Genomic DNA, 25,529 nt, shown 5'->3' with positions numbered 1-25,529 from the left:
GGTGGCCGTGAGCCTGGACAAACAACTGATGCCGGTGCCCGACGGTCACCCTGACGTTTTCGACCGCCAGTGGCCGTTGCGGGTCGGCGATATCGACCGCACAGGCCGGCTGCGGCTGGACGCCGCGTGCCGGCACATCCAGGACATCGGCCAGGACCAGCTGCGCGAGATGGGTTTCGAGGAGACCCACCCGCTGTGGATCGTCCGGCGCACCATGGTCGACCTGATCCGGCCCGTCGAGTTCAGCGACATGCTGCGGATGCGCAGATGGTGCTCGGGCACCTCGAACCGGTGGTGCGAGATGCGGGTCCGCATCGACGGCAAGCGCAAGGGCGGCCTCATCGAGTCCGAGGCCTTCTGGATCAACATCAACCGCGAAACCCAGATGCCCTCCCGCATCGCCGACGACTTCCTGGCGGGGCTGCACAAGACGACGTCCGTGGACCGGTTGCGGTGGAAGTCCTATCTCAAGCCGGGCAGCCGGGACGACGCGGTCGAGATCCACGAGTTTCCCGTCCGGGTCACCGACATCGACCTGTTCGACCACATGAACAACTCGGTGTACTGGAGCGTGGTCGAGGACTACCTGGCCTCGCACACCGATCTGATGCGGACGCCGTTGCGCATCACCATCGAGCACGAGGCGCCGGTGGCGCTGGGGGACAAGCTGGAGATCATTTCGCACGTCCACCCCGCCGGATCGACCGAGCAATTCGGTCCCGGCCTCGCCGATCGCACTGTTACAACGCTCACATACGCCGTCGGTGACGAGACAAAAGCCGTCGCCGCCTTGTTTGCTCGGTAGCAGGACAAGCGTCCCGGTTAAATCACGCTGTGACCTGCGGCTTTGGGGTTACTGACGGGTAGCTTCTGAAACGGTCAAGCTTGTTAGCAACTTAACAAGATTCGCAAATTCGCGCGTTCCCGTTGCTGAAATTGGCAACTGAAACGGGTGGACCGCCCCCCTTGAGCTGTGCCATCTTCGAGTTAGCACACCAGTGAAGTTGAGCCACTAGCTACCGCCGGTGAGGCGTTCAGCAACTCAGTAGTGAAGATCGTGAAGGAGCATGCCCATGTCTGTCGTTGGCACCCCCAAAAGCGCCGAACAGATCCAGAAGGACTGGGACACCAACCCGCGATGGAAGGACGTCACCCGCACCTACAGCGCCAAGGACGTCGTCGCCCTGCAGGGCACCGTCGTCGAGGAGGCGACCCTGGCCCGTCGCGGCGCCGAGGTGCTGTGGGAGCAGCTCCACGACCTCGAGTACATCAACGCCCTGGGCGCGCTGACCGGCAACATGGCCGTCCAGCAGGTGCGCGCCGGCCTGAAGGCCATCTACCTGTCGGGCTGGCAGGTCGCCGGTGACGCGAACCTGTCCGGGCACACCTACCCCGACCAGAGCCTCTACCCGGCCAACTCGGTGCCGCAGGTGGTCCGCCGGATCAACAATGCGCTGCTGCGCGCCGACGAGATCGCCAAGGTCGAGGGCGACACCTCGGTGAAGAACTGGCTGGCGCCGATCGTCGCCGACGGTGAGGCCGGTTTCGGTGGCGCGCTCAACGTCTACGAGCTGCAGAAGGCCATGATCGCGGCCGGTGTGGCGGGCTCGCACTGGGAAGACCAGCTGGCCTCGGAGAAGAAGTGTGGTCACCTGGGCGGCAAGGTGCTGATCCCGACCCAGCAGCACATCCGCACCTTGACCTCGGCCCGCCTGGCGGCCGACGTGTGCGACGTTCCGACCGTCGTCATCGCCCGGACCGACGCCGAGGCGGCCACGCTGATCACCTCCGACGTCGACGAGCGCGACCAGCCGTTCATCACCGGTGAGCGCACCAAGGAAGGCTTCTACCGGGTCCGCAACGGCCTGGAGCCCTGCATCGCGCGGGCCAAGGCGTACGCGCCGTACTCCGACCTGATCTGGATGGAGACCGGCACGCCGGATCTCGAGCTCGCCGCCAAGTTCGCCGAGGGCGTCAAGTCCGAGTTCCCCGACCAGATGCTGGCCTACAACTGCTCGCCGTCGTTCAACTGGAAAAAGCACCTCGATGACTCGACCATCGCGAAGTTCCAAAAGGAGCTTGGCGCAATGGGATTCAAATTCCAGTTCATCACGCTGGCCGGCTTCCACGCCCTGAACTACTCGATGTTCGATCTGGCCTACGGTTACGCCCGCAACCAGATGAGCGCCTACGTCGAGCTGCAGGAGCGCGAGTTCGCCGCCGAGGAGCGTGGCTACACCGCCACCAAGCACCAGCGTGAGGTGGGTGCCGGCTACTTCGACCGTATCGCCACCACCGTGGACCCGACCTCGTCGACGACCGCGCTGACCGGCTCCACCGAAGAGGGCCAGTTTCACTGAGCCCGCTTGCCGCGCCGAGTGTGCACCTGCTGCGAGAATTCGGCCGAATTTTCGCGCTGGCTACACGCTCGTCGCACCGAGAATGAGATGAAGTAGCGTAGGCCCCGCCCAGGCCAACCCTGGGCGGGGCCTATTGCGGTGCAAGACGATACGGCCACCGCAGAGAACCGGAGAGAATTCAGTGAGTGACGCAGCGATTCAGCGAGTAGGCGTCGTCGGCGCCGGCCAGATGGGATCCGGCATCGCCGAGGTCTCGGTCCGCGCCGACGTCGACGTGACGGTGTTCGAGACCACCGAGGCCCTCATCACGGCGGGGCGCAACCGCATCGTCAAGTCGCTGGAGCGCGGCGTCAGCGCGGGCAAGGTCACCGAGCGCGAACGCGACCGCGCGCTGAGCAAGCTCACCTTCACCACCGACCTCAACGACCTCGCCGACCGCCAGCTGGTCATCGAGGCGATCATCGAAGACGACGCCGTCAAGGCGCAGGTCTTCGCCGAACTCGACCGCGTGATCACCGATCCCGACGCGGTGCTGGCCTCCAACACCTCCAGCATCCCGATCATGAAGATCGCCGCGGCCACCAAGAACCCGCAACGCGTGCTGGGCCTGCACTTCTTCAACCCGGTCCCGGTGCTGCCGCTGGTCGAGCTGGTCAGCACGCTGGTCACCGACGAGGCGGCCGCCGCCCGCACCGAAGAGTTCGCGAGCGCGGTCCTGGGCAAGCAGGTGGTGCGCTGCTCGGACCGCTCCGGATTCGTGGTGAACGCGCTGCTGGTGCCGTACCTGCTGTCGGCGATCCGCATGGTGGAAGCCGGCTTCGCCACCGTCGAAGACGTCGATAAAGCGGTGGTGGCCGGGCTGTCGCACCCGATGGGCCCGCTGCGCCTGTCCGACCTGGTCGGCCTGGACACCTTGAAGCTGATCGCGGACAAGATGTTCGAGGAGTTCAAGGAGCCGCAGTACGGACCGCCGCCGCTGCTGCTGCGCATGGTGGAGGCCGGCCGGCTCGGCAAGAAAACCGGCCAAGGTTTCTACAAGTACTGATCCAGCTGTCCTGACATACCGCGGGGCGCCGGACACCGCTTGCTGCTATGCCGTCGGTTAGTATGCGTGCGTTGAACAGGACGAAAGGTATGTACCGAGAATGACGAAGCTCGAGCCGTATTACGAGGAGTCGCAGTCCATCTACGACGTGTCGGACGAATTCTTCGCGTTGTTTCTCGACCCCACGATGGGTTACACGTGCGCCTACTTCGAGCGCGACGACATGACCCTCGAAGAGGCTCAAATCGCGAAATTCGATCTGGCGCTGGGAAAGCTGAACCTCGAGCCGGGGATGACGCTGCTGGACATCGGCTGCGGCTGGGGCGGCGCGCTCAAGCGGGCCGTCGAGCGCTACGACGTCAACGTCATCGGAATCACGCTGAGCCGCAACCAATTCGAGTACAGCAAGAACAAGCTGGCCGGACTGCCGACGGAACGCAACATCGAAGTGCGCCTGCAGGGCTGGGAAGAGTTCGAGGACAAGGTCGACCGCATCGTGACGATCGGCGCCTTCGAAGCTTTCAAGATGGAGCGCTATCCCGCATTCTTCGACCGCGCCTACGACATCCTTCCCGACGACGGCCGGATGCTGTTGCACACGATCTTGATGCATCACTGGCGGGACTATCCCGCACTCGGCGTCACATTGACGATGAGCGACATCCGGTTCGCGCGATTCATCGGCCAGGAGATCTTCCCGGGCGGACAACTGCCGGCGCAGGAAGACATTTTCAAATTCGGTGAGGCCGCGGGCTTTTCGGTCGAGCGGGTGCAACTGCTGCAAAAGCATTACGAGCGGACGCTCAACATGTGGGCGGCAAACCTGGAAGCCAACAAGGAAAAAGCGATCGCCCTCCAGTCCCAGGAGGTCTACGACAAGTACATGCACTATCTGACGGGGTGCGAGAATTTCTTCCGCAAGGGCATCAGCAACGTGGGCCAATTCACGTTGGTCAAGTAGCACAGTCAAGTCAGCCCCGAACGGTGTATCCGTTCGGGGCTGTTTGTTTTCGTTGAGCGGTTACTTCTCCATCGTGAACTGATTGACGTCGGTGTACCCCTCGCGGAACAGCTTGGCGCAGCCGGTCAGGTACTTCATATACCGGTCGTAGACCTCTTGCGACTGGATGGCGACGGCCTTGTCGCGGTTCGCCTCGAGCGCCTCGGCCCACAAGTCCAGCGTCCTCGCGTAGTGCAGCCGCAGCGACTGCACGCGGGTGAGCTCGAAGCCCACCGTGACCCCGTGCTCGCCGACGGTCTGTGGCGTCGGAAGCCAGCCCCCCGGGAATATCTCGGCCAGGATGAATTTCGAGAACTCGACGATCTCGTGGGTCAGGCTCAGCCCGTTTGCCCGGGCGTCCTTGAAGGAGGGCCGAACGATGGTGTGCAGCAACATGATTCCGCCGGGTGGCAGCGCATTGTAGGCCATCTTGAAGAAGCGGCCGTAGCGTTGGCGGCCGAAATGCTCGAAGGCGCCGATCGAGACGATGCGATCCACCGGCTCGTGGAACTTCTCCCAGCCCTCCAGCAGCACCCGGCGGGTGCGGGTGGTGTCCATCTGGTCGAAGGATTTCTGCACGTGCTCGGCCTGATTCTCCGACAGCGTCAGGCCCACCACGTTGACGTCGTAGCGCTCGATGGCTCGCCGCATGGTGGCGCCCCAGCCACATCCGATGTCCAGCAACGTCATCCCCGGTTCGAGCTTCAGCTTGCCCAGCGCCAGATCGATCTTGGCGAGCTGCGCCTGCTCCAACGTCATGTCGTCGCGTTCGAAGTAGGCGCAGCTGTAGGTCTGGGTAGGGTCCAGGAACAACCGGAAGAAATCGTCAGACAAGTCGTAGTGGGCTTGCACGTTTCCGAAATGCGGCGTGAGCTGCACAGACATGTCGACAAGAGCCTTTCTCGTTGCGGGGGGTAGGGAACGCAAAGCCGAACAACAACCCCGCTTCGTCCCCCGACGCTCCCCTGCATGCTAGTCCCTGAGGCCGGCCAAGTCGTATTCCCCGGGGCGCCTCCCAGCCTCACACGACGCGTGCGCGAATCCAAAAGCCGCCGGCGGCGCGGCCTTAGAGGCGAGACCCCTCGTCGCGGTCCCGGGGCGGGACGATCGGCGACGGGTGCGGCTCCTCGCGGAATTTCTCCAGCGATCCGCCGACCTCGACGATCCCTTTCAGCGCATTCCAGCTCAGCATCGTCAGGTAGTCGATCAACTCGTCGCGCGTCATCCGCGGATATGACATCCAGGAGTGGGTGGCCAGCTGCACGCCGCCGACGATCAGGTAGGCCCACGGCTCGGCGCCGCCGGTGTCCATGCCCGCCTGTTGCATGCGCCGCCGCATCAACACCGCGAGCATGCGGGCGATGATCCGTTCGGAGTCGGCGATGACCTTGCTCTTGCTGGCGGAGCTGTTGGCCATCACGAAGCGGTACGGTTCGGGTTCGTTCGCAACGGTTTCGACGTACACGCGGATCACCTCGCGGGTCAGGTCGAAGCCGTCGAGGTTAGACGTCAGCGCCGCAGCCATATTGGGAATCAGGGTGGTCTGGGTGAACCGCATCATCACGGCGGTGGTGAGGTCGTTCTTGTCGACGAAATAGCGGTAGAGCACGGTCTTCGAGACACCGATCTCCGCGGCGATCTCATCCATGCTCAAATTGCCGCCAAGCCGGCGAATGGCGTCGATCGTGCCGTCAACGAGTTCGTTACGACGCTCCACCTTGTGCTGATGCCAGCGCCGCTTGCGCCCATCCATTTTGGCGCGCACAACCGTGATCTGCTCTGTCACTGTCGCCGATTTCCCATTCCCTAGACGCCCTCGATACTACGGCGTGGGCCCGTCGGTTTGTGGTCCTGGCCGGGCATGGAGTGGACTTCGAGCGGTCTGCGCGGGGCTCGGGGCAACCAGTGTCGTCACACCAATTGCCGGGAACATAGATGATGAAGTGGTGGCACACAGAGCCTCGGTGCGAGGCGACGCGTCCGGCCCGCCGACGGCGAGGCCCGGTTCGGCGACGCCGTTGACGGCCACGGGCCGGGGCCGCACCTCCTTCGCCGAATCCTTCGCGGGCGCCGATCGCGAGGCCGACGCGCAGCGACGGGTGGCGCTGCGCCGGATGAAGATGGTGGCGCTGAGCTTTTTGATCGGCGCCTCCGGCGTGTTCCTCGTCTGCCGCTGGGCCCAGGCGCACGCCGGTGTGGGCGTCTGGGTGGGCTATGTCGGTGCCGCCGCGGAAGCCGGGATGGTGGGCGCGCTGGCGGACTGGTTCGCCGTGACCGCGCTCTTCCGGCACCCGCTGGGCATTCCCATCCCGCACACCGCGATCATCAAACGCAAGAAAGACCAGCTGGGCGAGGGTCTGGGCGCGTTCGTGCGGGAGAACTTCCTGTCAGCGGAGGTCGTGGAAACCAAGCTGCGCGACGCCGAGGTGTCCGGCCGGTTGGGGAAATGGCTGTCGGAAGCCGCGCATGCGGAACGGGTCGCGAGCGAGACGGCCACGGTGCTCCGCGTGCTGGTCGAACTGCTGCGCGACGAGGACGTCCAGCAGGTGATCGACCGGATGATCGTGCGTCGCATCGCCGAGCCCCAATGGGGTCCGCCGGTCGGCCGGGTGCTGGCGACGCTGCTTGCCGAGAATCGGCAGGAGGCCCTGATCCAGTTGCTGGCCGACCGGGCCTTTCAGTGGTCGCTGAACGCCGGCGAGGTCATCCAGCGGGTGGTCGAGCGTGACTCGCCGACCTGGTCGCCACGGTTCGTCGACCATCTCGTGGGCGATCGCATCCACCGCGAGCTGATGGACTTCACCGACAAGGTGCGCCGCAACCCCGACCACGAACTGCGCCGGTCGGCGACCCGCTTCCTGTTCGAATTCGCCGACGACCTGCAACACGACCCGGACACCATCGCGCGCGCCGACACGATCAAAGAGCAGCTCATGGCGCGTGATGAGATCGCCAACGCCGCCGCGACCGCGTGGACGACGCTCAAACGGCTGGTGCTCGAGGGTGTGGACGACCCGTCCAGCGCGCTGCGCACGCGGATCGCCGACACGGTCGTGCGCATCGGGGAGTCGCTGCGCGACGACGTCGACCTGCGTGACAAGGTCGACAACTGGCTCGTTCGGGCGGCCCAGCACCTGGTCTCCCAATATGGGGTGGAGATCACAGCGATCATCACCGACACCATCGAACGCTGGGATGCCGAGGAGGCCAGCCGGCGCATCGAACTCCACGTCGGCCGTGACCTGCAATTCATCAGGATCAACGGAACGGTGGTCGGCTCGCTGGCGGGCCTGGTGATCTACGCCGTCGCCCAGCTGCTTTTCTAGCAGTGCTAACAAGTGCTTGCAATAGCAAGCACTTGTTGTACCCTGGTGGCGTCAAGATCAACCGACCGACCCAGGAGCACGCCATGGCACCCGAGGAGAAACTCTCCGCCAAGGTGTCCAATGCCGCCTCCGACATGGCCTCTGACATCGGCAGCTTCATCCGCAGCCAGCGTGAACTCGCGCAGGTCTCGGTGCGGCAACTCGCCGAGAAGTCCGGGGTCAGCAATCCATATTTGAGCCAGGTGGAGCGTGGATTGCGCAAACCCTCCGCCGACGTCCTGAACCAGATTGCGAAGGCCCTGCGGGTTTCCGCCGAGGTTCTCTATGTGCGCGCCGGAATTCTCGAACCCACCGACAAAAGTCAGGTGCGGGACGCGATCGTCACCGACACAGCGATCACCGAGCGCCAAAAGCAGATTCTGCTCGACATCTACGCATCGTTCACCCAGCAAAACGAATCGACCCACGAGGAGTGTGCGACCCAATCCGAGACCGAGTGAACAGTCGCTCTCGGTTGGTGATGTATAGACGACCGGCCGCCGGGGTTACCCCGTAGGGAGGGATCCACCGATTCCAGCTCAAGCGCTGGACGAACTACCCCGGCTCTGGTGGCCCCAGCTGCGAAGGAGACTTTTGCACCGAACTTCCCGACCAGACACATGACAACGGATACGCCAAAGCCAAACCACACCATGAAAGGAAAAACCATGGCGGAAAACTCAAACATCGAAGACTTGCGGGCCCCTTTGCTCGCGGCCCTGGGCGCGGCCGACCTGGCCCTGGCCACGGTTAACGACCTGATCGCCGGCCTGCGCGAGCGCGCCGAAGAGACCCGCGTCGAGACCCGCACCCGGGTGGAAGAGCGCCGCGCTCGCCTGACCAAGCTTCAGGAGGACCTGCCCGAGCAGTTCACCGAGCTGCGCGACAAGTTCACCACCGAGGAGCTGCGCAAGGCCGCCGAAGGCTACCTGGAGGCGGCGACCAGCCGGTACAACGAGCTCGTCGAGCGCGGCGAGGCCGCCCTGCAGCGGCTGCGCAGCCAGACGGCGTTCGAGGACGCCTCCGCGCGTGCGGAGGGCTACGTCGACCAGGCCGTCGAGCTGACCCAGGAGGCTCTGGGCACGGTCGCGTCGCAGACCCGCGCCGTCGGTGAGCGCGCCGCCAAGCTGGTCGGCATCGAGCTGCCCGGCAAGGCCGACGCGACCGCCAAGAAGGCCCAGAAAGCCGTCGCCAAGGCGCCCGCGAAGAAGGCCCCCGCCAAGAAGGCTCCGGCCAAGAAGGCTCCCGCCAAGAAGGCGGCGGCCAAGAAGGTCACCCAGAAGTAGTACGACACTCACACGACGTTCGGCTCCGAGTCGCCCACCGGTGACTCGGAGTCGACGTTTCGGAGGGTGCCCGCCTACGCTTGAGGCGTGAACCACCTCGTGGGTACCGTCATGCTGGTTTTGCAGATCGCCGTCTTGGTCACGGCGATCTACGCGTTCGTGCACGCCGCGTTGCAGCGGCCCGACGCCTACACCGCCGCCGAGAAGCTGACCAAGCCCGTGTGGTTGCTGATCCTGGCCGGGGCCGTCGCCCTGACATCGATTTTGGGCTTCGTCTTCGGTGTGCTCGGCATGGCGATCGCGGCCTGCGCGGCCGGTGTGTACCTGGTCGACGTGCGGCCCAAACTCCTGGAAATTCAGGGCAAGTCGCGCTAGCGGGATGAGGGTGCTGCTGACGGCGCCGGCCGCCGCGCTCGTCGTCCTGTGCTGTGCGCCGCCGCACGCGATCGCCGCGCCCGATCCCGACCCCGGCACCGGGGTGGCGAACCCGCCCGCGATGTCCCCGCCTTTCGTCGACCACACCCAGTGGGCGCAGTGGCAGGGCCGCAGCAGCCTGCGGGTCTTCCCGACGGCGGCCGGCCGGACCGCCTCCCGCGCCCCCGCGACCATGGCCTGGGCCGACGAGGCGTGGGCCGAGGTGCTCGCCCTGGCGCCAGACGCCGACACACCCGGGATGCGCGCGCAGTTCCTGTGCCATTGGCAGTTCGCCGAACTGGCTCGGCCCGGCAAGACCAGCTGGAACCTGGAGCCGTGGCGCCCGGTCGTCGACGACGCCGAAATGGTTGCCTCCGACTGCAATCCGGGCGGTCGGGAAGAATCGTTCGGATGACCAGCCACCCCACCCGGGCGGAGTTGGCGGCCTTCGTCGACCACACCCTGCTCAAACCCGAAGCCACCGCCGCCGACGTGAGCGCCCTGGTCGCCGAAGCGGCCGAACTCGGCGTCTACGCGGTGTGCGTCTCGCCCCCCATGGTTCCCGTCGCGGTGCACGCGGGCCCCGGCGTGCGGGTGGCCGGCGTGGCGGGATTCCCGTCGGGCAAGCATCTTTCGGCGATCAAGGCGCACGAGGCCGCCGTGGCCGTGGCGTCGGGCGCCTGCGAGATCGACATGGTCATCGATGTCGGCGCGGCGGTGGCGGGCGACGTCGCAGCGGTGCACTCCGACATTCGGGCGGTGCGGAACGCCGTCGGGGGCGCCGTGCTCAAGGTGATCGTCGAATCGTCAGCGCTGCTGGCGCTGGCCGACGAGCGCACGTTGGCACAGGTGTGCCGGGTCGCCGAAGACGCCGGCGCCGACTTCGTCAAGACCTCGACGGGGTTTCACCCGACCGGCGGGGCGTCCGTGCGGGCCGTCGCGCTGATGGCCGAGGCGGTCGGTGGCCGGCTGGGCGTCAAGGCCAGCGGCGGCATCCGGACCGCCGCGGACGCGCTGGCGATGCTGAATGCCGGCGCGACCCGACTGGGCCTCTCGGGCACCCGCGCGGTGCTCGACGGGCTGGGCTGAACGGGCTGAACCGTCAGAGATTCGCGAAGCAGGGATTGTTGTTGTCGCCGGCGGGAATGCTGGCGTTGCGCGTCGAGAAGTGGCTGGTCACACCCTTGTCGGTGACCTGCACGCTGTCGGCGTGGATGCCCAGCGGGTAGTTCTTGGTCAGGTTCGAGGTGAAGTCGTCCAGCGTCGACTGCACGGATTCCTTGGGCATGGTGAACCCGAGCGCGTTGAAGCTGACGATCTGCAGCTTCAGGCCGGTGCCGTCCACCACCGGCTTGGCGGTGATGTTGTCCAGCATGCCCTTCAGCTCGACGGTGCCGTCGGCGGGATGGGTGGTCACGGTGTTGGTGACGAACGGGCCCAGCACCGGGATCGCGTTCTGCACTGACTCCTTGATGCCGTCACTCGTCCAGCTGATGGTGGCGTCCAGCGAGCCGATGGTGCCCTTCGAGTTGGCCGTGTCCTTGATCCGGACGTCGTTGATGTTGAGCGAGAGCTTCATGCCCTTGGCGTCGCGGATGTTGTTGCCGGCCGTCTGCACCGAGATGTTGGTGTAGTGCTTGGTCGCCTGCTGCCACAGCATCAGTGGCGTCACCCCGAAGGACGCGGTCGCCTGGTCCTTGACCTCACAGGCCACCGCCTCGGCGACCTTGGTGTCAGCGACGTGGCGCACGTACAGCTCGGCTCCGATGAGCCCGGCGATGATCAGCGCGAACACGATGACGAAGATCAGCAGGACCGACACCGGGTCGCGACCGAAGCGGCGCTTCTTCTTCCCCGCCGTGGCGTCCTCGCCGGGCTGGGCGGAAAGCCGCTCCGTCGGACCGGCGGGTGGGGTGGGCGGGGGCGGGTAGCCGCGTTGCTGCATGTTCGGCTCGGGCGTCCCGAATCGCTCGGTCTGTCCCGGCGGGGGAGGAGCCTGGGTATGCGGCGGCGGGGGTGGTGGGGGCATCTGACCTGGGCCGCCGGTGCTGATCCGTTCGGTCGGGCGTTCCGTGGGGGGCTGGCCGAACGGTCCCTGGTTGGCGGGACGGGCCCACTTCGACGGGTCCTGGTTCGGGGGTCCTTGTGGGTTCGTCACCGTACCGATTCTGCCCTATCAACCTGAGCAAAGGCCGAGCGGTTGCTGAGGACTGCGATGGCTTTGCGCGCCTCGGCGACCCGGTCGACGTCGACGTCGGCCACCACGAGCCGGGGCTCCGCACCGGCCGACGCGACGACCTCCCCGAGTGGTGAAGCGACCAGGCTTCCCCCGACCCCGGTCGGTGCGCCCGATCCGGATTCCGCCTGCGCGGCACCGGGGTCCGCCTGCCCGGCGGCGGCGACGTAGCTCATCGAGTCGAGCGCGCGGGCGCGCGCCAGCAGCGTCCACTGGTCGAGTTTGCCCGGGCCCGCGCCCCAGGACGCGCAGACCGCGATCACCTGGGCGCCGCGGCGGGCCAGTTCGGTGTAGAGCTCGGGGAAACGGATGTCGTAGCAAACGGTCAACCCGACCCCGACGCCGTCGACCGTGATCACCACCGGCTCGTGTCCCGGCGCGACCGTGCGCGATTCGGTGAACCCGAACGCGTCGTAGAGGTGGATCTTGTCGTAGTGGGCGCCGGACTCGTCCGGGCCTGCCGCGAGCAGCGTGTTTTTCACCCGCCCGTCGCCTGCCGGGGTGAACATGCCGGCGACGACGGTGATCGTCGATTCGGCGGCGATGCTGCGCACCGCGTCTGCCCAGGCGCCGTCGATCGGCTCGGCGATCGGGCCCAGCGGGACGCCGAACCGGCACATGGTGGCCTCGGGGAACACCACCAGCTTCGCGCCGGCGTCGGCGGCGCGGCGGGTGTAGTCGCGCACCAGCTGTAGATTTGCTGCGGGATCGGTGCCGCTGAGGATCTGCGCCAGGGCGATTCGCATGAAGGCCAGCTTAGAGCGTGCCGACGATCAGGCGCTCAGGCCGTTTTGGCGATCCACTCCGTGGTGAAGCGCTGTTCTGCGGCGATCAGTTCGGCCAGGCGGGCGCCGATGATGTTCTCCAACTTGCCGCCGATGATCGGGACGCGCACGTGGACGGTGGCCCGGAACGTCAGGCGGGCCCCACCGGCCCCGCCGATCGGCTCCAGGACGGCGGTGCCCTCGAGGTTCACGGGCGCATCCACGATCGAGCCCGAGACCGAACCCGTCGCGGCCCCGCCGGTCACCGGCCCCCACGTCTCCTCGCGCCGGATGCGCAGGTCGCCGCTGTGCAACTGCGTGACCATGCCCGGCAGCTTGTCGCTGCGGATCACCTGCAGCGTGACGACCTCGACGGTGTCGTCGACGCCGGACTCCCCGCCGACCCGCATCGACTCCAGCGTGGCGATGTCGACCCCGGACCCGGCCAGCCTGGCCCGCCAATAGTCCGCATCGGTGAAGGCCCGGTGCACCTCGTCAACGCTGCCGTCGTAGTCGGCCGACAAGTCGAATGAACGCGGCATAGCAGGTCAGGCTACCGTTACGGGCCATGAAATCCAGCGGTGCCGGTTCGGTGTTCGCCGGCGCGTCGGTGGCCGAATCGGTGCCACTGGCGCCGCTGACGACGCTACGGGTCGGACCGATCGCACGGCGCCTCGTCACCTGCACGAACAGCGACCAGGTCGTCGCCACGCTGGGTCACCTGGACGCCGAAACGCGCGCCGGGCAAGGCGGCCCGGTGCTGGTGTTCGCCGGCGGCTCTAACCTGGTGATCTCCGACACGGGCACGGACCTGACCGCGGTGCGGCTGGCCAACGACGGCATCACGGTCGACGGCAACCTGGTCCGCGCCCAGGCGGGCGCGGTGTGGGACGACGTCGTGGTCACCGCCATCGAGCACGGCCTCGGCGGGCTGGAATGCCTGTCCGGCATCCCCGGCTCGGCCGGGGCCACGCCGGTGCAGAACGTCGGGGCCTACGGCGCCGAGGTCTCCGACACCATCACCCGGGTCCGCGTGCTCGATCGCGGCAGCGGCGAGGTGCGCTGGGTGCCCGGCGGCGAGCTGGGCTTCGGCTACCGCACCAGCGTGTTCAAACGCGGTGGCGCCACGGGGTTCGAAATCCCTTCCGTCGTACTGGAAGTCGAATTCGCGCTGGACGCCTCGGGGCGCAGCGCGCCACTGCGCTACGGGGAGCTGGCGGACGCGCTGGGCGTGGACAGCGGCGAGCGTGCCGACCCGCGGGCGGTGCGCGACGCGGTGCTGGCCCTGCGGGCGCGCAAGGGCATGGTGCTCGACCCGGCCGATCACGACACCTGGAGCGTGGGTTCGTTCTTCACCAACCCGGTCGTGTCCCCGGACGTCTACGAGCGGCTGGCCGCGACCGTCGGGGATCTCCAAGGGCCCGTCCCGAACTATCCGGCGCCCGGCGGCGTCAAGCTGGCCGCCGGCTGGCTGGTGGAGAGGTCCGGCTTCGGCAAGGGCTACCCGCAGCCGGAACCGGCCGGTCGCGAAGCGCCCTGCCGGCTGTCCACCAAGCACGCGTTGGCGCTGACCAACCGCGGCGGCGCCAGCGCCGAGGACGTGATCGCGCTGGCCCGCGCCGTCCGCGACGGCGTCCGGGCTGTGTTTGGTGTCACACTGGTTCCCGAGCCCGTCCTGCTGGGGTGCAGGCTGTAGCTGGAAAATCTGCCGACGCGTGCCGGGCCCCGTTTTGTCGTGGCCGGGCCGGCGGATTTTCCCCGGTATCTTTGATTTTCGTGACCCCGTCCCGCGCCCCGCGGCCGTTCAACCGGCGCGTGGCTTTGGCGACCCTCGGGCTCGGCGTGCTCGCCCCCAACGCGTTGGCCGCCTGCGGCGGCACCTCGGCGAAACAGGCGGAAAAGAAAGAGCAGCCGTCGCTGCAGCTGAAGTACCAGCCCGCGGACGCCACCCAGAACGTGGTGCCGATCGCCCCGGTCAGCGTCCAGGTGAGCGATGGATGGTTCCAGCACGTCACGCTGTCGAATTCGTCGGGCAAGGCCGTCACCGGAGCGTTCAACCAGGACCGGACCGTCTACACGACCTCCGAGCCTCTCGGCTATGACACGACCTACACCTGGAGCGGCTCGGCCGTCGGGCACGACGGCAAGGCGGTCCCGGTCGCGGGCAAGTTCACCACGGTCTCGCCCAGCAAAAGGATCGGCGGGGCGTTCCAGCTGGCCGACGGCCAGACCGTCGGCGTCGCGGCGCCGATCATCCTGCAGTTCGACGCCCCCATCACCGACAAGGCCGCCGTCGAAAGGGCGCTCACCGTCACGACGAATCCGCCCGTCGAGGGCAGTTGGGCCTGGCTGCCCGACGAGGCGGCCGGCGCCCGCGCGCACTGGCGCACCCGCGAGTACTACCCCGCGGGCACCACGGTCAGCGTCGAAGCCAAGCTGTACGGCCTGCCGTTCGGTGACAGCGCGTACGGCGCCGAGGACATCTCGCTGAACATCGCGATCGGCCGCCGGCAGGTGGTGAAGGCCGAAGTCTCGTCGCACCGCATCCAGGTGGTCCGGGACGAGGGGGTCATCATGGACTTCCCGTGCAGCTACGGCGAAGCCGACAAGGCGCGCAACGTCACCCGCAACGGCATCCACGTGGTCAGCGAGAAGTACGCCGACTTCTACATGTCCAACCCGGCGGCCGGCTACAACCACATCCACGAGCGCTGGGCGGTGCGGATCTCCAACAACGGCGAGTTCATCCACGCCAACCCGGCCAGCGCCGGCGCGCAGGGCAACACCAACGTCACCAACGGCTGCATCAACCTGTCCACGAACGACGCCGAGCAGTACTACCAGACGGCGATGTACGGCGACCCGGTCGAAGTGACCGGTAGCTCGATCCAGCTGTCCTACTCCGACGGCGACATCTGGGACTGGGCGGTGGACTGGGACACCTGGGTGGCCATGTCGGCGTTGCCGCCGCCCACCGCGCGCCCGCCGTCGACGCAGATCCCGGTCACCGCACCGGTGACGCCGTCGAACGCGCCGACCCTCTCGGGCACCCCGACCACGACGACACCCGCCACGACCGGTCCGGCTACGCCCGGCGGTTAAAGCGGCTGGCCGACGCCTGGTCGCGCGGCTTCATCACGATCAGGTCCAGATCGACGTGGGCCGGGCGCGAGGCGACGAACCCGATCACCTCGGCCACGTCGGCCGCCGCCAACGGGGTGATGCCGGTGTAGACGGCGTCCGCGCGCTGTTGGTCGCCGTCGAAGCGCACCAGCGAGAATTCTGTTTCGACGGCGCCCGGGGCGATCTCGGTCAGCCGCACCGGCTTGCCCAGGAGCTCGCCCCGCAGCGTGCGGTGCAGTGCCCCCTGGCCGTGTTTGGCCGCCGTATAGCCCGCGCCGCCGTCGTAAACCTCAAGTGCCGCAACGGAAGTGACGGTGACGATCAGCCCGTCGCCGGACTCGATCAGCTTGGGCAGCAACGCGCGGGTGACCCGCAGCGTGCCGATCACGTTGGTCTCCCACATCCAGCGCCAGTGTTCGAGGTCGGAATCGCTGACAGGTTCGAGCCCGCGGGCGCCGCCGGCGTTGTTGACCAGCACGTCGACGCCGCTCAGCTTGCCCGCCAACTCGTCGACGGAGGCGTCGTCTGTGACATCGGCCACAATCGCGGTGCCGCCGATCTCCTTGGCCAGGTCATGGATCCGGTCGGCCCGGCGCGCCACCGCGACGACGTGAAAGCCCTGTGCAGCCAGGGTTCGGGCGGTCGCCGCGCCAATTCCGGAGCTGGCTCCCGTGATCAGCGCGACGCGTTCATTCCTGCCAGTTTTAACCATCGAAACAACCTTAGTGAACGTGCTAAATTTTCCGTGTGCTTCACAGCGCCCTGTCCGACATCACCACCGCCGCGTGTCTGTGCGCGGCGGGTGCGTGTTGTTGCTGCGCATTTTGCCGCTCCTGACCTCATGCCAGGTGTGGCCGAGACGGCCAGCAAAAATCGGACAAAGGACGCTCGTGTCTACCAATACCCTCACCCATACCCATCTTTCGCCTAGTCGCGTCGTCGGCTACTCGGGCCAAAAGGGTCACCGCGCGGTGCGCCGCCAGATCGTGCCGCCGGCCTTGCACATCCCCGACTCCGCGGCGGCTTCGGTCTTCCGGGCCGTCCGGCTGCGCGGGCCCGTCGGCCGTGACGTCATCGCCGGCGTCACCTCGCTGAGCATCGCGACGGTCAACCGTCAGGTCATCGCGCTGCTGGGGGCGGGCCTGCTGCGGGAGCGCGCCGACCTGGCGGTCTCCGGCGCGATCGGCCGCCCGCGCGTGCCGGTGGAGGTCAACCACGAGCCGTTCGTGACGCTGGGCATCCACATCGGTGCGCGCACCACCAGCATCGTGGCCACCGACCTGTTCGGCCGCACCCTCGACACGGTCGAGACCCCGACGCCGCGTAACCCGGCCGGGCCCGCGCTGGCGTCGCTGGCCGACAGCGCCCGGCGGTACCTGCGGCGTTGGCATCGGCGGCGGCCGCTGTGGGTGGGGGTCGCCATCGGTGGCACCGTCGACGGCGGCACCGGCCAGGTGGACCACCCGCGGCTGGGCTGGCGGCAGGCGCCGGTCGGACAGGTGCTGGCCGACGCGCTCGGCCTGCCGGTCTCGGTGGCCTCGCACGTGGACGCCATGGCCGGGGCCGAGCTGCTCCTGGGCATGCGGAGGTTCCTGCCCAGCTCGCCGACCAGCTTGTACGTCTACGCGCGCGAGACCGTGGGCTATGCGCTGGTGATCGGCGGGCGGGTGCACTGCCCGTCCAGCGGCCCGGGCACCATCGCGAGCCTGCCCGCGCACTCCGAACTGCTGGGCGGCACCGGAGCGCTGGAATCCACCGTCAGCGACGAAGCCGTGGTGGCCGCCGCGCGCCAGCAGCGCATCCTGCCGTTCGCCCCGGCTAACCGCACCAGCGGGCCCGCCACCGGGATCGCCGACCTGTTGCGGGTGGCGCGGGCCGGCAACCAGCAGGCCAAGGGCCTGCTCGCCGAGCGGGGCCGGGTGCTGGGCGAGGCGGTGGCGTTGCTGCGCGACATGCTCAACCCCGACGAACTGGTGGTCGGCGGACAGGCATTCACCGAATATCCCGAGGCGATGGAGCAGGTGGAGGCGGCGTTCGCCGCCCGCTCCGTGCTGGGGCCGCGCGACATCCGCCTGACCGCCTTCGGCAACCGGGTGCAGGAGGCCGGCGCGGGGACCGTGTCACTGTCCGGGCTCTACGCCGACCCGCTGGGTGCGATGCGGCGGGCCGGCGCGCTGGACGCCCGGCTGCACGAGGTCACCCGGGACGAGTCGTCCGACTGACGCGTGTCGTGCGCGCTTGCGGGCCCCGGCGAGCCGTCCTGTAAAGATGACAGGGTGCGGCACGATGACGTTTTCCGGCTGAACGAACCGCGCCGCGTCGCAGTGTTGGCGGTCCACACCTCCCCACTGGCCCAGCCCGGCACCGGTGACGCGGGCGGCATGAACGTCTATGTGCTGCAGACCGCGTTGCATCTGGCGCGCCGCGGCATCGAGGTGGAGATCTTCACCCGGGCGACCGCGTCCGCCGACCCGCCGGTCGCGCGGGTGGCGCCGGGGGTGCTGGTCCGCAACGTGGTGGCGGGGCCGTTCGAAGGGCTGGACAAATACGACCTGCCCACCCAGCTGTGCGCGTTCGCGGCCGGGGTGTTGCGCGCCGAGGCGTCCCACGAGCCGGGCTACTACGACATCGTGCACTCGCACTACTGGCTGTCCGGGCAGGTCGGCTGGCTGGCGCGCGACCGCTGGGCGGTGCCGCTGGTGCACACCGCGCACACCCTGGCCGCGGTCAAGAACGCGGCGCTGGCCGAGGGCGACTCGCCCGAACCGCCGCTGCGCACGGTGGGGGAGCAGCAGGTCGTCGACGAGGCGGACCGGCTGATCGTGAACACCGATGACGAGGCCAGGCAGCTGATCTCGATTCACCGCGCCGACCCGGCGAGGATCGATGTCGTCCACCCCGGCGTGGACCTCGAGGTGTTCCGGCCCGGCGACCGTCGGGCCGCCCGGGCCGCGCTGGGGCTGCCGCCCGACGAACACATCGTGGCGTTCGTCGGCCGGATCCAGCCGCTCAAGGCGCCCGACATCGTGTTGCGTGCCGCCGCGAAGCTGCCGGGGGTGCGGATCGTGGTGGCGGGCGGACCGTCGGGCAGCGGCCTGGCGTCCCCGGACGGGCTGGCCCGGCTGGCCGACGAACTGGGCATCACCGCGCGGGTGACCTTCCTGCCCCCGCAATCCCGGCCGAACCTGGCCACCTTGTTCCAGGCCGCGAATGTTGTTGCGGTTCCCAGCTATTCGGAGTCATTCGGCCTGGTCGCCCTCGAGGCGCAGGCGTGCGGCACACCGGTGGCGGCGGCCGCGGTCGGCGGGCTGCCGGTGGCCGTGCGCGACGGCGTCACCGGCACGCTGGTCGCCGGGCACGACGTCGACCGGTGGGTGGCCGCCCTGGACGGGCTACTGCGCCGGCCCGCGAAGACGGCCGAGGAGATGGGCCGCGCGGCAACCGCGCACGCGGCGACGTTCTCCTGGGATCACACCACCGATGCGCTGCTGGCCAGCTATGGCCGCGCGATCCGCGAGTACACGGCCGAACGCCGCGGGGTGGGCGCGTGAGTTCCTCCGACGACGTGTCGCGGGTGATCGAGGACGCCCTGCAGGCGAGCGGGCTGACCTACTCGAAACACGCTGGCGCACATGGCGGTCCGCCGGGCTTGGTGGTGGAACTGCCCGGCGAACGCAAGCTCAAGACCAACACCATCCTGAGCGTCGGCGAGCATTCGGTGCGGGTCGAGGCGTTCGTGTGCCGCAAGCCGGACGAGAACCACGAGGGCGTCTACCGCTTCCTGCTCAAGCGCAATCGCCGGCTCTACGGGGTGGCCTACACGCTGGACAACGTCGGCGACATCTACCTGGTGGGCCGCATGTCGCTGCCGTCGGTGGACGCCGACGAGATCGACCGAGTGCTTGGACAGGTGCTCGAAGCGGTGGACTCGGACTTTAATACGTTGCTGGAGTTGGGTTTTCGCTCGTCGATCCAGAAAGAGTGGGAGTGGCGGGTGTCGCGCGGCGAGTCGCTGAAGAACCTGGAGGCCTTCGCTCATTTGATCGACGACGAGGACGATGACTAACCCGCGAGCGTAACCACACAGCGAAAATCCGGGCCGGATCTCGCAGTGCGGTTACGCTCGGCGCGTCTTTTCGGGTGCGTGAGAGACTAACCGGCATGGGTGACTCTGCCACGCTGGTCCTGCTCCGCCACGGCGAAAGCGAATGGAACTCGCTGAATCTCTTCACCGGTTGGGTCGATGTCGGGCTGACCGACAAGGGCCGCACCGAGGCGGTGCGCAGCGGCGAGCTGCTCACCGAACACGATCTGTTGCCCGACGTCGTCTACACGTCGCTGCTGCGCCGGGCCATCTCCACCGCCCACCTGGCGCTGGACGCCGCCGACCGGCTCTGGATTCCGGTGCGGCGCACGTGGCGGCTCAACGAACGCCATTACGGGGCGCTGCAGGGCCTGGACAAGGCCGAGACCAAGGCGCGCTACGGCGACGACCAGTTCATGACCTGGCGACGCAGCTACGACACGCCGCCCCCGCCGATCGAGAAGGGCAGCACCTACAGCCAGGACGCCGATCCCCGCTACTCCGACATCGGCGGCGGCCCGCTGACCGAGTGCCTCGCCGACGTGGTCGTCCGCTTCCTGCCTTATTTCACCGACGTCGTCGTCCCGGACCTGCGCAGCGGCAAGACGGTGCTGATCGTCGCGCACGGCAACTCGCTGCGGGCCCTGGTCAAGCACCTTGATCAGATGTCCGACGACGACATCGTGGGCCTGAACATCCCGACCGGCATCCCGCTGCGCTACGACCTGGACGCCCACCTGCGGCCCCGGGTGCCCGGCGGCACCTACCTGGACCCCGAAGCCGCCGCCGCCGGCGCCGCCGCGGTCGCCGGCCAGGGGCGCGGCTGAGGTTTGGCGCCCCGGCGCAAATCGGTGCGCGAACGGCCCCGTTAGCCAAACATCACGTGAACGGGAGCGGAACACCTGTGACGCAAGGTGTGACTTGTCCGATTTTGGCCTCGTTCTGCTAGGGCAGCGTTCAGGAAGATTTGTAGGATTTGCTATGTGACTGTGTTCTCGGCGCTGTTGCTGGCCGGGGTGTTGTCCGTGCTGGCACTGGCCGCAGGCGTTGCGGTCGGGGCGAAGCTGTCCCCGCACGCGGTGCAGCGCCGCCAGCGGGTGAGCACCGAATGGACCGGGATCACCGTCGGGCAGATGCTCGAATGCATCGTGGCGCTGATGCCGGTGGGCGCGGCGGTGGTGGACGTCCACCGCGACGTCGTCTATCTCAACAACCGGGCCAAGGAGCTGGGCCTGGTGCGCGACCGCCAGCTCGATGACCAGGCCTGGGAGGCGGCACAGCAGGCGCTGACCGGCGTCGACGTCGAATTCGACCTACAGCCGTCGAAACGCACGGGCGCCCGGTCCGGGCTCTCGGTGCACGGGCAGGCCCGACTGCTCAGCGAAGAGGACCGCCGGTTCGCCGTGGTCTTCGCCCACGATCAGTCCGACTATGCGCGAATGGAAGCGACCCGGCGCGACTTCGTGGCCAATGTGAGCCACGAGCTCAAGACCCCGGTGGGCGCGATGGCCCTGCTTGCCGAGGCCCTGCTGGCCTCGGCCGACGACTCCGAAACCGTGCGGCGGTTCGCCGAAAAGGTGCTCGTCGAAGCCAACCGCCTGGGGGACATGGTCGCCGAGCTGATCGAGCTGTCCCGGCTGCAGGGCGCCGAACCGCTGCCCAACGTCGTCGACGTCGACGTCGATAACGTTGTGAGCGAAGCGATTTCGCGCCACAAGGTGGCGGCCGACAACACCAACATCGAGGTCCGCACCGACACCCCCAGCGGTTTGCGGGTGCTCGGCGACGAAACGCTGTTGATCACCGCGCTGGCCAACCTGGTGTCCAACGCCATCGCCTATTCGCCGCCGGGTTCGCCGGTGTCGATCAGCCGCCGCCGCCGCGGCGAGAACATCGAGATCGCCGTCACGGACCGCGGCATCGGGATCGCCCTGGAAGACCAGGAGCGGGTCTTCGAGCGCTTCTTCCGCGGTGACAAGGCGCGTTCACGGGCGACCGGCGGCAGCGGGCTGGGCCTGGCCATCGTCAAACACGTCGCGGCCAACCACAACGGCACCATCGGCGTGTGGAGCAAGCCCGGAACCGGGTCGACATTCACCCTGTCCATTCCGGCGGCCAAGCCGTCTCCTCGAGACGAGGGTGAAGCCGAGCAACCGCAGGGCCGCGACGTGCGGCCCAGCCGGTCCCAACGAGAGGAAGAACTAAGTCGATGACAAGCGCGTACGACGATGCAGAGCGCAGCGATGAGGAGGAATCGCGCCCATGACAAGCGTGCTGATTGTGGAGGACGAGGAGTCGCTGGCCGATCCGCTGGCGTTCCTGCTCCGCAAGGAGGGCTTTGAGGCCACCGTGGTGACCGACGGGACGGCCGCGCTCGCCGAGTTCGATCGGGCCGGCGCCGACATCGTCCTGCTCGACCTGATGCTGCCCGGAATGTCGGGCACCGACGTCTGCAAGCAACTGCGCGCCCGTTCCAGCGTGCCGGTGATCATGGTGACTGCCCGGGACAGCGAGATCGACAAGGTCGTGGGTCTCGAACTCGGCGCCGACGACTACGTGACCAAACCCTATTCGGCGCGTGAGCTGATCGCGCGGATCCGGGCGGTGTTGCGCCGCGGCGGTGACGACGACTCCGAGATCAGCGATGGCGTGCTCGAGTCGGGCCCGGTGCGGATGGATGTCGAACGCCACGTCGTGTCCGTCAACGGCGACGCGATTACGTTGCCGCTCAAGGAATTCGACTTGCTCGAGTACCTGATGCGCAACAGCGGTCGGGTGCTGACCCGTGGGCAGCTGATCGACCGGGTGTGGGGTGCGGACTACGTCGGCGACACCAAGACGCTCGACGTCCACGTCAAGCGCCTGCGCTCCAAGATCGAAGCCGACCCGGCCAACCCGGTGCACCTGGTGACGGTGCGGGGCCTGGGCTACAAGCTGGAAGGCTAGCCGCTACTCGGCGATGCGAGTCGCCGGGTGCACCGCGATGAGCCCTAACTTGCTGCGGCGCTTGCACATTGCGGCCAGCTCCGCATAGGCCTTGCTGCCCAGCAGCTCGGTGAGTTCGTCGGCCAGGCTTTCCCACACCTGCTTGGCGCCGACATGAGCGGCCGGGTCGCCGGTGCAATACCAGTGCAGGTCGGCGCCCCCGGAACCCCAGCCGCGGCGGTCGTACTCGGTGACCCAGGTCTTGAGGATCTCGGTGCCGTCGGGCCGGGTCACCCACTCCTGGCTGCGGCGGATCGGCAACTGCCAGCAGACATCCGGCTTCATGGTCAGCGGCGGCACGCCGAGCTTGAGTGCCTTGCTGTGCAGCGCGCAGCCGACGCCGCCCGCGAAACCGGGCCGGTTCAGGAAAATGCACGCGTCCTTGTGCTTGCGGGTGCGGTACTGCGGCTGGCCCTCATGCTCGTCGAGCTCCAGATATCCCTTGCGGCCCAAGCCTTTTTCGCGATACTGCCAATCGGCAGCGGTCAGCTTTTTCACCGCGTCGTCCAGGCGGGCGCGGTCGTCGTCGTCGGACAGGAACGCGCCGTGCGAGCAACACCCGTCGTCCGGGCGGCCCTCCACCGTGCCCTGGCAGGCGGGCGTGCCGAAGACGCACGTCCACCGCGAGAGCAGCCAGGTCAGGTCGGCGGCGATCAGGTGCTCGGGGTTGTCGGGGTCGTAGAACTCCACCCATTCGCGGGCGAAATCCAGCTCGACCTCGTTGCCCGACTGTCCGGGTTCTGGGTGCGAATTCGCCACGGAGTCCACGTTAGACCACATTTCGGCGCAGCCGGGCCGCTGACACTCGCGGCCCGTATGGCCGTGATCACGGCGGGTTAACCGGGTCGCGCAAGACCGTGCCGGCAACGCCCCGTTAGGTTGTCTACGTGCGATTGGGCGTTCTCGACGTGGGCAGCAACACGGTGCATCTCCTGGTGGTCGATGCCCACCGGGGCGGTCATCCGACGCCGATGAGTTCGACGAAGGCCACGCTGCGGCTGGCCGAGGCCACCGACAGCGCCGGCAAGATCACCAAACGCGGTGCCGAGAAGCTGATCTCCACGATCGACGAATTCGCCAAGATCGCCGACAGTTCGGGCTGCGAGGAGCTGATGGCCTTCGCCACCTCCGCGGTCCGGGAGGCCGGTAATTCCGAGGACGTACTGAGCCGGGTGCGCAAGGAGACCGGCGTCGAGCTGCGGGTGCTGACCGGCGTCGATGAGTCGCGGCTGACCTTTTTGGCGGTGCGCCGCTGGTACGGGTGGAGCGCGGGACGGATCATCAACCTCGACATCGGCGGCGGCTCGCTGGAGATGTCCAGCGGCCTGGACGAGGAGCCCGAGATCGCGATGTCGCTGCCGCTGGGCGCCGGCCGACTGACCCGCGAATGGTTGCCCGACGATCCGCCCGGGCGGCGCCGGGTGGCGATGCTGCGGGATTGGCTGGACGCCGAACTCGCCGACGCCAGCGCGAAGATCCTCGACGTTGGCGGTCCCGACCTGGCGGTGGCGTCGTCGAAGACGTTCCGCTCGCTGGCGCGGCTCACCGGCGCGGCCCCGTCGGGCGCCGGGCCGCGGGTCAAGAGGACGCTGACAGCTAACGGCCTCAGGCAACTCATATCTTTCATCTCTAGGATGACGACCGCTGACCGGGCGGAGCTGGAAGGGGTGAGCGCCGAGCGCGCGCCGCAGATCGTGGCGGGTGCGCTGGTGGCGGAGGCGAGCATGCGAGCGCTGTCGATCGAATCGGTGGATATTTGCCCGTGGGCATTACGGGAAGGTCTCATTCTGCGCAAACTCGACAGCGAAGCCGACGGAACCGCCCTCGTGGGCCCGGCGGTGCGTAATGCTGGAGGTCAGGTAGTTGATCGGAATCAGAACCGATCGAGAGGCGACAAACCATGACCGGACCGCACTCCGAGACCGAGAGCGCCGGCACTCGGCCGATCTCGGTGGCCGAATTGCTGGCCAGAAACGGCACCATCGGCGCCCCGGCGGTCACCCGGCGGCGCCGCCGTCGCCGCGGTGACAGCGACGCGGTGACCGTCGCCGAGCTCACCGGCGAAATCCCGGTGATCCGTGACGACGACGACGCCGAACACGGCGCTACCGACACGATCGAGGCCGTCGAACCCGCCGAATCCCCCGTCGAGAACGCCGCCGAGGCCCCCGCCGAGCCGGCCACCGAAGGCAAGCCCAAAACCGCCTACTGGTCCGAACCCGAGCCCCGCTGGCCCAAGTCGCCGCCGCAGCCCAGGCGGGTACCGGGCCCCGAGCGCAGCGCATACCCCCGGCCGCTGGCCAACGGGACCGCCAAGCCCGGGGAACCCTCGGGTGCCGAGGACATGAGCCCTGACCCGATGGACCACTACGCCGACATCCCCGTGGACGTGATGGACTCCGACGTTCGCGAAGCCGAACCCGCGCTGGAGGACTCGGCCTACGTGCGCTCCTACCTGCGGTCCTCGGACTCGCTGGAGGAGGACCTGGAGCAAGAGGACGCCGCGGGGTCGCTGAGCGCCGGATTGCTCGGCGACGAGGAGCACCTCGAGGGCGAGGGCGCGGAAGACGCTCACCCGGCGGAGGGCAGGCTCGACGCGCTGTGGCGCGGCGCCGTGGTGGTGTTGCAGTCGATCCTGGCCGTCGCGTTCGGCGGCGGGTTGTTCGTGGCCTTCGACCAACTGTGGCGCTGGAACAGCATCGTGGCGTTGGTGCTCTCGGTGCTGGTCATCCTCGGCCTGGTGGTCGGGGTGCGGGTGGTCCGCAAAACCGAGGACATCGCCAGCACGTTGATCGCGGTCGCGGTGGGTGCGCTGATCACCCTGGGGCCCCTGGCGCTGTCGTTGCAGTCGGGCTAGCGGCGCCCAC

Annotated in this window: 27 protein-coding genes; 20 read left to right on the top strand and 7 right to left on the bottom strand. The window is 67.9% G+C overall.

The features are described from left to right. The first annotated feature begins 7 nt into the window (after positions 1 to 7). From ACZ50Z_RS19430 to ACZ50Z_RS19415, 4 genes are all read left to right on the top strand, one after another. On the top strand, positions 8 to 805 hold the full coding sequence (locus ACZ50Z_RS19430; RefSeq protein WP_464484990.1) for an acyl-ACP thioesterase domain-containing protein: 798 nt from the start codon (positions 8 to 10) through the stop codon (positions 803 to 805). 268 nt (positions 806 to 1,073) lie between these two features. After that, entirely contained in the window at positions 1,074 to 2,360 is a 1,287-nt protein-coding gene (gene aceA, locus ACZ50Z_RS19425; RefSeq protein ID WP_202376737.1) for an isocitrate lyase, read from the top strand. A 181-nt stretch (positions 2,361 to 2,541) separates the two neighbouring features. Further along, positions 2,542 to 3,405: a 3-hydroxybutyryl-CoA dehydrogenase gene (locus ACZ50Z_RS19420; RefSeq protein WP_036454013.1), complete on the top strand. Its 864-nt coding sequence runs from the start codon at positions 2,542 to 2,544 to the stop codon at positions 3,403 to 3,405. Between the two features lie 100 nt (positions 3,406 to 3,505). Beyond that, complete coding sequence (locus ACZ50Z_RS19415; protein WP_464484989.1) at positions 3,506 to 4,366, top strand: cyclopropane mycolic acid synthase family methyltransferase; 861 nt, start codon at positions 3,506 to 3,508, stop codon at positions 4,364 to 4,366. A 60-nt stretch (positions 4,367 to 4,426) separates the two neighbouring features. Here ACZ50Z_RS19415 and pcaA read toward each other — a convergent pair whose 3' ends face one another. Continuing rightward, positions 4,427 to 5,290, bottom strand: coding sequence for a cyclopropane mycolic acid synthase PcaA (pcaA, locus tag ACZ50Z_RS19410; RefSeq protein WP_464484988.1), 864 nt, complete (start codon positions 5,288 to 5,290; stop codon positions 4,427 to 4,429). A gap of 181 nt (positions 5,291 to 5,471) precedes the next feature. Continuing rightward, positions 5,472 to 6,158 carry a TetR/AcrR family transcriptional regulator gene (locus ACZ50Z_RS19405; RefSeq protein ID WP_464486320.1) on the bottom strand — a complete coding sequence of 229 codons (687 nt, stop codon included), beginning with the start codon at positions 6,156 to 6,158 and terminating at the stop codon, positions 5,472 to 5,474. 190 nt (positions 6,159 to 6,348) lie between these two features. Here ACZ50Z_RS19405 and ACZ50Z_RS19400 point away from each other — a divergent pair, with 190 nt between their 5' ends. The 6 genes from ACZ50Z_RS19400 to deoC all read left to right on the top strand — a co-directional run bounded on the left by ACZ50Z_RS19400 (position 6,349) and on the right by deoC (position 10,559). After that, positions 6,349 to 7,731, top strand: coding sequence for a DUF445 domain-containing protein (locus ACZ50Z_RS19400; RefSeq protein ID WP_464484987.1), 1,383 nt, complete (start codon positions 6,349 to 6,351; stop codon positions 7,729 to 7,731). Between the two features lie 83 nt (positions 7,732 to 7,814). Then, the gene (locus tag ACZ50Z_RS19395) at positions 7,815 to 8,231 is read left to right on the top strand and encodes a helix-turn-helix domain-containing protein (protein WP_464484986.1); all 417 of its coding nucleotides are present in this window, start codon (positions 7,815 to 7,817) and stop codon (positions 8,229 to 8,231) included. Between the two features lie 207 nt (positions 8,232 to 8,438). Continuing rightward, positions 8,439 to 9,056 carry a heparin-binding hemagglutinin HbhA gene (hbhA, locus tag ACZ50Z_RS19390; RefSeq protein WP_464484985.1) on the top strand — a complete coding sequence of 206 codons (618 nt, stop codon included), beginning with the start codon at positions 8,439 to 8,441 and terminating at the stop codon, positions 9,054 to 9,056. 87 nt (positions 9,057 to 9,143) lie between these two features. Continuing rightward, the gene (locus ACZ50Z_RS19385) at positions 9,144 to 9,431 is read left to right on the top strand and encodes a DUF2516 family protein (protein WP_067248943.1); all 288 of its coding nucleotides are present in this window, start codon (positions 9,144 to 9,146) and stop codon (positions 9,429 to 9,431) included. A gap of 4 nt (positions 9,432 to 9,435) precedes the next feature. Beyond that, positions 9,436 to 9,885 (top strand): DUF2599 domain-containing protein, encoded by a 450-nt coding sequence (locus ACZ50Z_RS19380; RefSeq protein ID WP_464484984.1) that lies wholly within the window; start codon positions 9,436 to 9,438, stop codon positions 9,883 to 9,885. Next, the gene (gene deoC / locus ACZ50Z_RS19375) at positions 9,882 to 10,559 is read left to right on the top strand and encodes a deoxyribose-phosphate aldolase (RefSeq protein ID WP_464484983.1); all 678 of its coding nucleotides are present in this window, start codon (positions 9,882 to 9,884) and stop codon (positions 10,557 to 10,559) included. The genes ACZ50Z_RS19380 and deoC overlap by 4 nt, the downstream gene beginning before the upstream one ends. 13 nt (positions 10,560 to 10,572) lie before the next feature. Here the strand turns inward: deoC and ACZ50Z_RS19370 are convergent, their stop codons facing one another. The 3 genes from ACZ50Z_RS19370 to ACZ50Z_RS19360 are packed head-to-tail and all read right to left on the bottom strand — an operon-like array spanning position 10,573 to position 13,012. Continuing rightward, positions 10,573 to 11,628 carry an LmeA family phospholipid-binding protein gene (locus tag ACZ50Z_RS19370; RefSeq protein ID WP_464484982.1) on the bottom strand — a complete coding sequence of 352 codons (1,056 nt, stop codon included), beginning with the start codon at positions 11,626 to 11,628 and terminating at the stop codon, positions 10,573 to 10,575. Then, entirely contained in the window at positions 11,625 to 12,452 is an 828-nt protein-coding gene (locus ACZ50Z_RS19365; RefSeq protein WP_464484981.1) for a carbon-nitrogen hydrolase family protein, read from the bottom strand. The genes ACZ50Z_RS19370 and ACZ50Z_RS19365 overlap by 4 nt, the downstream gene beginning before the upstream one ends. A 35-nt stretch (positions 12,453 to 12,487) precedes the next feature. Beyond that, the gene (locus ACZ50Z_RS19360) at positions 12,488 to 13,012 is read right to left on the bottom strand and encodes a DUF2505 domain-containing protein (protein ID WP_464484980.1); all 525 of its coding nucleotides are present in this window, start codon (positions 13,010 to 13,012) and stop codon (positions 12,488 to 12,490) included. 26 nt (positions 13,013 to 13,038) lie between these two features. Between ACZ50Z_RS19360 and ACZ50Z_RS19355 the strand changes: the two genes are divergently transcribed. Further along, positions 13,039 to 14,166: a UDP-N-acetylmuramate dehydrogenase gene (locus ACZ50Z_RS19355; RefSeq protein WP_464484979.1), complete on the top strand. Its 1,128-nt coding sequence runs from the start codon at positions 13,039 to 13,041 to the stop codon at positions 14,164 to 14,166. 71 nt (positions 14,167 to 14,237) lie between these two features. After that, positions 14,238 to 15,572 carry a L,D-transpeptidase gene (locus ACZ50Z_RS19350; RefSeq protein ID WP_464484978.1) on the top strand — a complete coding sequence of 445 codons (1,335 nt, stop codon included), beginning with the start codon at positions 14,238 to 14,240 and terminating at the stop codon, positions 15,570 to 15,572. On the opposite strand, the gene ACZ50Z_RS19345 is transcribed toward ACZ50Z_RS19350, so the two are convergent. Then, the gene (locus ACZ50Z_RS19345) at positions 15,556 to 16,305 is read right to left on the bottom strand and encodes an SDR family oxidoreductase (RefSeq protein ID WP_464484977.1); all 750 of its coding nucleotides are present in this window, start codon (positions 16,303 to 16,305) and stop codon (positions 15,556 to 15,558) included. The two genes, ACZ50Z_RS19350 and ACZ50Z_RS19345, sit on opposite strands and share 17 nt — an antisense overlap. 259 nt (positions 16,306 to 16,564) lie before the next feature. On the opposite strand from ACZ50Z_RS19345, the gene ACZ50Z_RS19340 reads away from it, so the two are divergent. The 6 genes from ACZ50Z_RS19340 (at position 16,565) to regX (ending at position 22,623) form a co-directional block, all read left to right on the top strand. Further along, the gene (locus ACZ50Z_RS19340) at positions 16,565 to 17,815 is read left to right on the top strand and encodes an ROK family protein (RefSeq protein ID WP_464486319.1); all 1,251 of its coding nucleotides are present in this window, start codon (positions 16,565 to 16,567) and stop codon (positions 17,813 to 17,815) included. Between the two features lie 54 nt (positions 17,816 to 17,869). Further along, on the top strand, positions 17,870 to 19,144 hold the full coding sequence (gene mshA / locus ACZ50Z_RS19335; RefSeq protein ID WP_464484976.1) for a D-inositol-3-phosphate glycosyltransferase: 1,275 nt from the start codon (positions 17,870 to 17,872) through the stop codon (positions 19,142 to 19,144). Then, on the top strand, positions 19,141 to 19,659 hold the full coding sequence (locus tag ACZ50Z_RS19330) for a type III secretion system chaperone family protein (protein WP_464484975.1): 519 nt from the start codon (positions 19,141 to 19,143) through the stop codon (positions 19,657 to 19,659). The genes mshA and ACZ50Z_RS19330 overlap by 4 nt, the downstream gene beginning before the upstream one ends. Positions 19,660 to 19,754: 95 nt before the next feature. Next, positions 19,755 to 20,504 (top strand): phosphoglyceromutase, encoded by a 750-nt coding sequence (locus ACZ50Z_RS19325; protein WP_464484974.1) that lies wholly within the window; start codon positions 19,755 to 19,757, stop codon positions 20,502 to 20,504. A gap of 156 nt (positions 20,505 to 20,660) precedes the next feature. Next, positions 20,661 to 21,890, top strand: a complete 1,230-nt coding sequence (locus ACZ50Z_RS19320) for a sensor histidine kinase (RefSeq protein ID WP_464484973.1) — start codon at positions 20,661 to 20,663, stop codon at positions 21,888 to 21,890. Between the two features lie 49 nt (positions 21,891 to 21,939). After that, positions 21,940 to 22,623 carry a two-component sensory transduction protein RegX gene (regX, locus tag ACZ50Z_RS19315; protein WP_464484972.1) on the top strand — a complete coding sequence of 228 codons (684 nt, stop codon included), beginning with the start codon at positions 21,940 to 21,942 and terminating at the stop codon, positions 22,621 to 22,623. A gap of 3 nt (positions 22,624 to 22,626) precedes the next feature. On the opposite strand, the gene ACZ50Z_RS19310 is transcribed toward regX, so the two are convergent. Beyond that, positions 22,627 to 23,430 carry a DUF3109 family protein gene (locus ACZ50Z_RS19310; protein ID WP_464484971.1) on the bottom strand — a complete coding sequence of 268 codons (804 nt, stop codon included), beginning with the start codon at positions 23,428 to 23,430 and terminating at the stop codon, positions 22,627 to 22,629. A gap of 119 nt (positions 23,431 to 23,549) precedes the next feature. Here ACZ50Z_RS19310 and ACZ50Z_RS19305 point away from each other — a divergent pair, with 119 nt between their 5' ends. Together ACZ50Z_RS19305 and ACZ50Z_RS19300 are read left to right on the top strand one after the other, a co-directional pair. Continuing rightward, a complete protein-coding gene (locus ACZ50Z_RS19305) occupies positions 23,550 to 24,566 on the top strand; it encodes a Ppx/GppA family phosphatase (protein ID WP_464484970.1) in 1,017 nt (338 codons plus the stop codon). Next, positions 24,563 to 25,519: a hypothetical protein gene (locus ACZ50Z_RS19300; protein WP_464484969.1), complete on the top strand. Its 957-nt coding sequence runs from the start codon at positions 24,563 to 24,565 to the stop codon at positions 25,517 to 25,519. Before ACZ50Z_RS19305 ends, ACZ50Z_RS19300 begins: the two co-directional genes overlap by 4 nt. The last annotated feature ends 10 nt before the right edge of the window (positions 25,520 to 25,529 follow it).

It is taken from the genome of Mycobacterium sp. NTMscope_MAC_269 (genome assembly GCF_976985695.1).
This window is presented reverse-complemented; position numbering and strand designations above follow the sequence as displayed.

Excerpts from the sequence above, each read along its gene's own strand:
- deoC (WP_464484983.1), top strand. The coding sequence starts at position 9,882 with ATGACCAGCCACCCCACCCGGGCGGAGTTGGCGGCCTTCGTCGACCAC.
- ACZ50Z_RS19380 (WP_464484984.1), top strand. The coding sequence starts at position 9,436 with ATGAGGGTGCTGCTGACGGCGCCGGCCGCCGCGCTCGTCGTCCTGTGC.
- ACZ50Z_RS19360 (WP_464484980.1), bottom strand. The coding sequence starts at position 13,012 with ATGCCGCGTTCATTCGACTTGTCGGCCGACTACGACGGCAGCGTTGAC.
- ACZ50Z_RS19405 (WP_464486320.1), bottom strand. The coding sequence starts at position 6,158 with ATGGATGGGCGCAAGCGGCGCTGGCATCAGCACAAGGTGGAGCGTCGT.
- ACZ50Z_RS19415 (WP_464484989.1), top strand. The coding sequence starts at position 3,506 with ATGACGAAGCTCGAGCCGTATTACGAGGAGTCGCAGTCCATCTACGAC.
- ACZ50Z_RS19365 (WP_464484981.1), bottom strand. The coding sequence starts at position 12,452 with ATGCGAATCGCCCTGGCGCAGATCCTCAGCGGCACCGATCCCGCAGCA.
- ACZ50Z_RS19345 (WP_464484977.1), bottom strand. The coding sequence starts at position 16,305 with ATGGTTAAAACTGGCAGGAATGAACGCGTCGCGCTGATCACGGGAGCC.
- regX (WP_464484972.1), top strand. The coding sequence starts at position 21,940 with ATGACAAGCGTGCTGATTGTGGAGGACGAGGAGTCGCTGGCCGATCCG.
- ACZ50Z_RS19300 (WP_464484969.1), top strand. The coding sequence starts at position 24,563 with ATGACCGGACCGCACTCCGAGACCGAGAGCGCCGGCACTCGGCCGATC.
- ACZ50Z_RS19395 (WP_464484986.1), top strand. The coding sequence starts at position 7,815 with ATGGCACCCGAGGAGAAACTCTCCGCCAAGGTGTCCAATGCCGCCTCC.
- aceA (WP_202376737.1), top strand. The coding sequence starts at position 1,074 with ATGTCTGTCGTTGGCACCCCCAAAAGCGCCGAACAGATCCAGAAGGAC.
- ACZ50Z_RS19325 (WP_464484974.1), top strand. The coding sequence starts at position 19,755 with ATGGGTGACTCTGCCACGCTGGTCCTGCTCCGCCACGGCGAAAGCGAA.
- hbhA (WP_464484985.1), top strand. The coding sequence starts at position 8,439 with ATGGCGGAAAACTCAAACATCGAAGACTTGCGGGCCCCTTTGCTCGCG.
- ACZ50Z_RS19355 (WP_464484979.1), top strand. The coding sequence starts at position 13,039 with ATGAAATCCAGCGGTGCCGGTTCGGTGTTCGCCGGCGCGTCGGTGGCC.
- pcaA (WP_464484988.1), bottom strand. The coding sequence starts at position 5,290 with ATGTCTGTGCAGCTCACGCCGCATTTCGGAAACGTGCAAGCCCACTAC.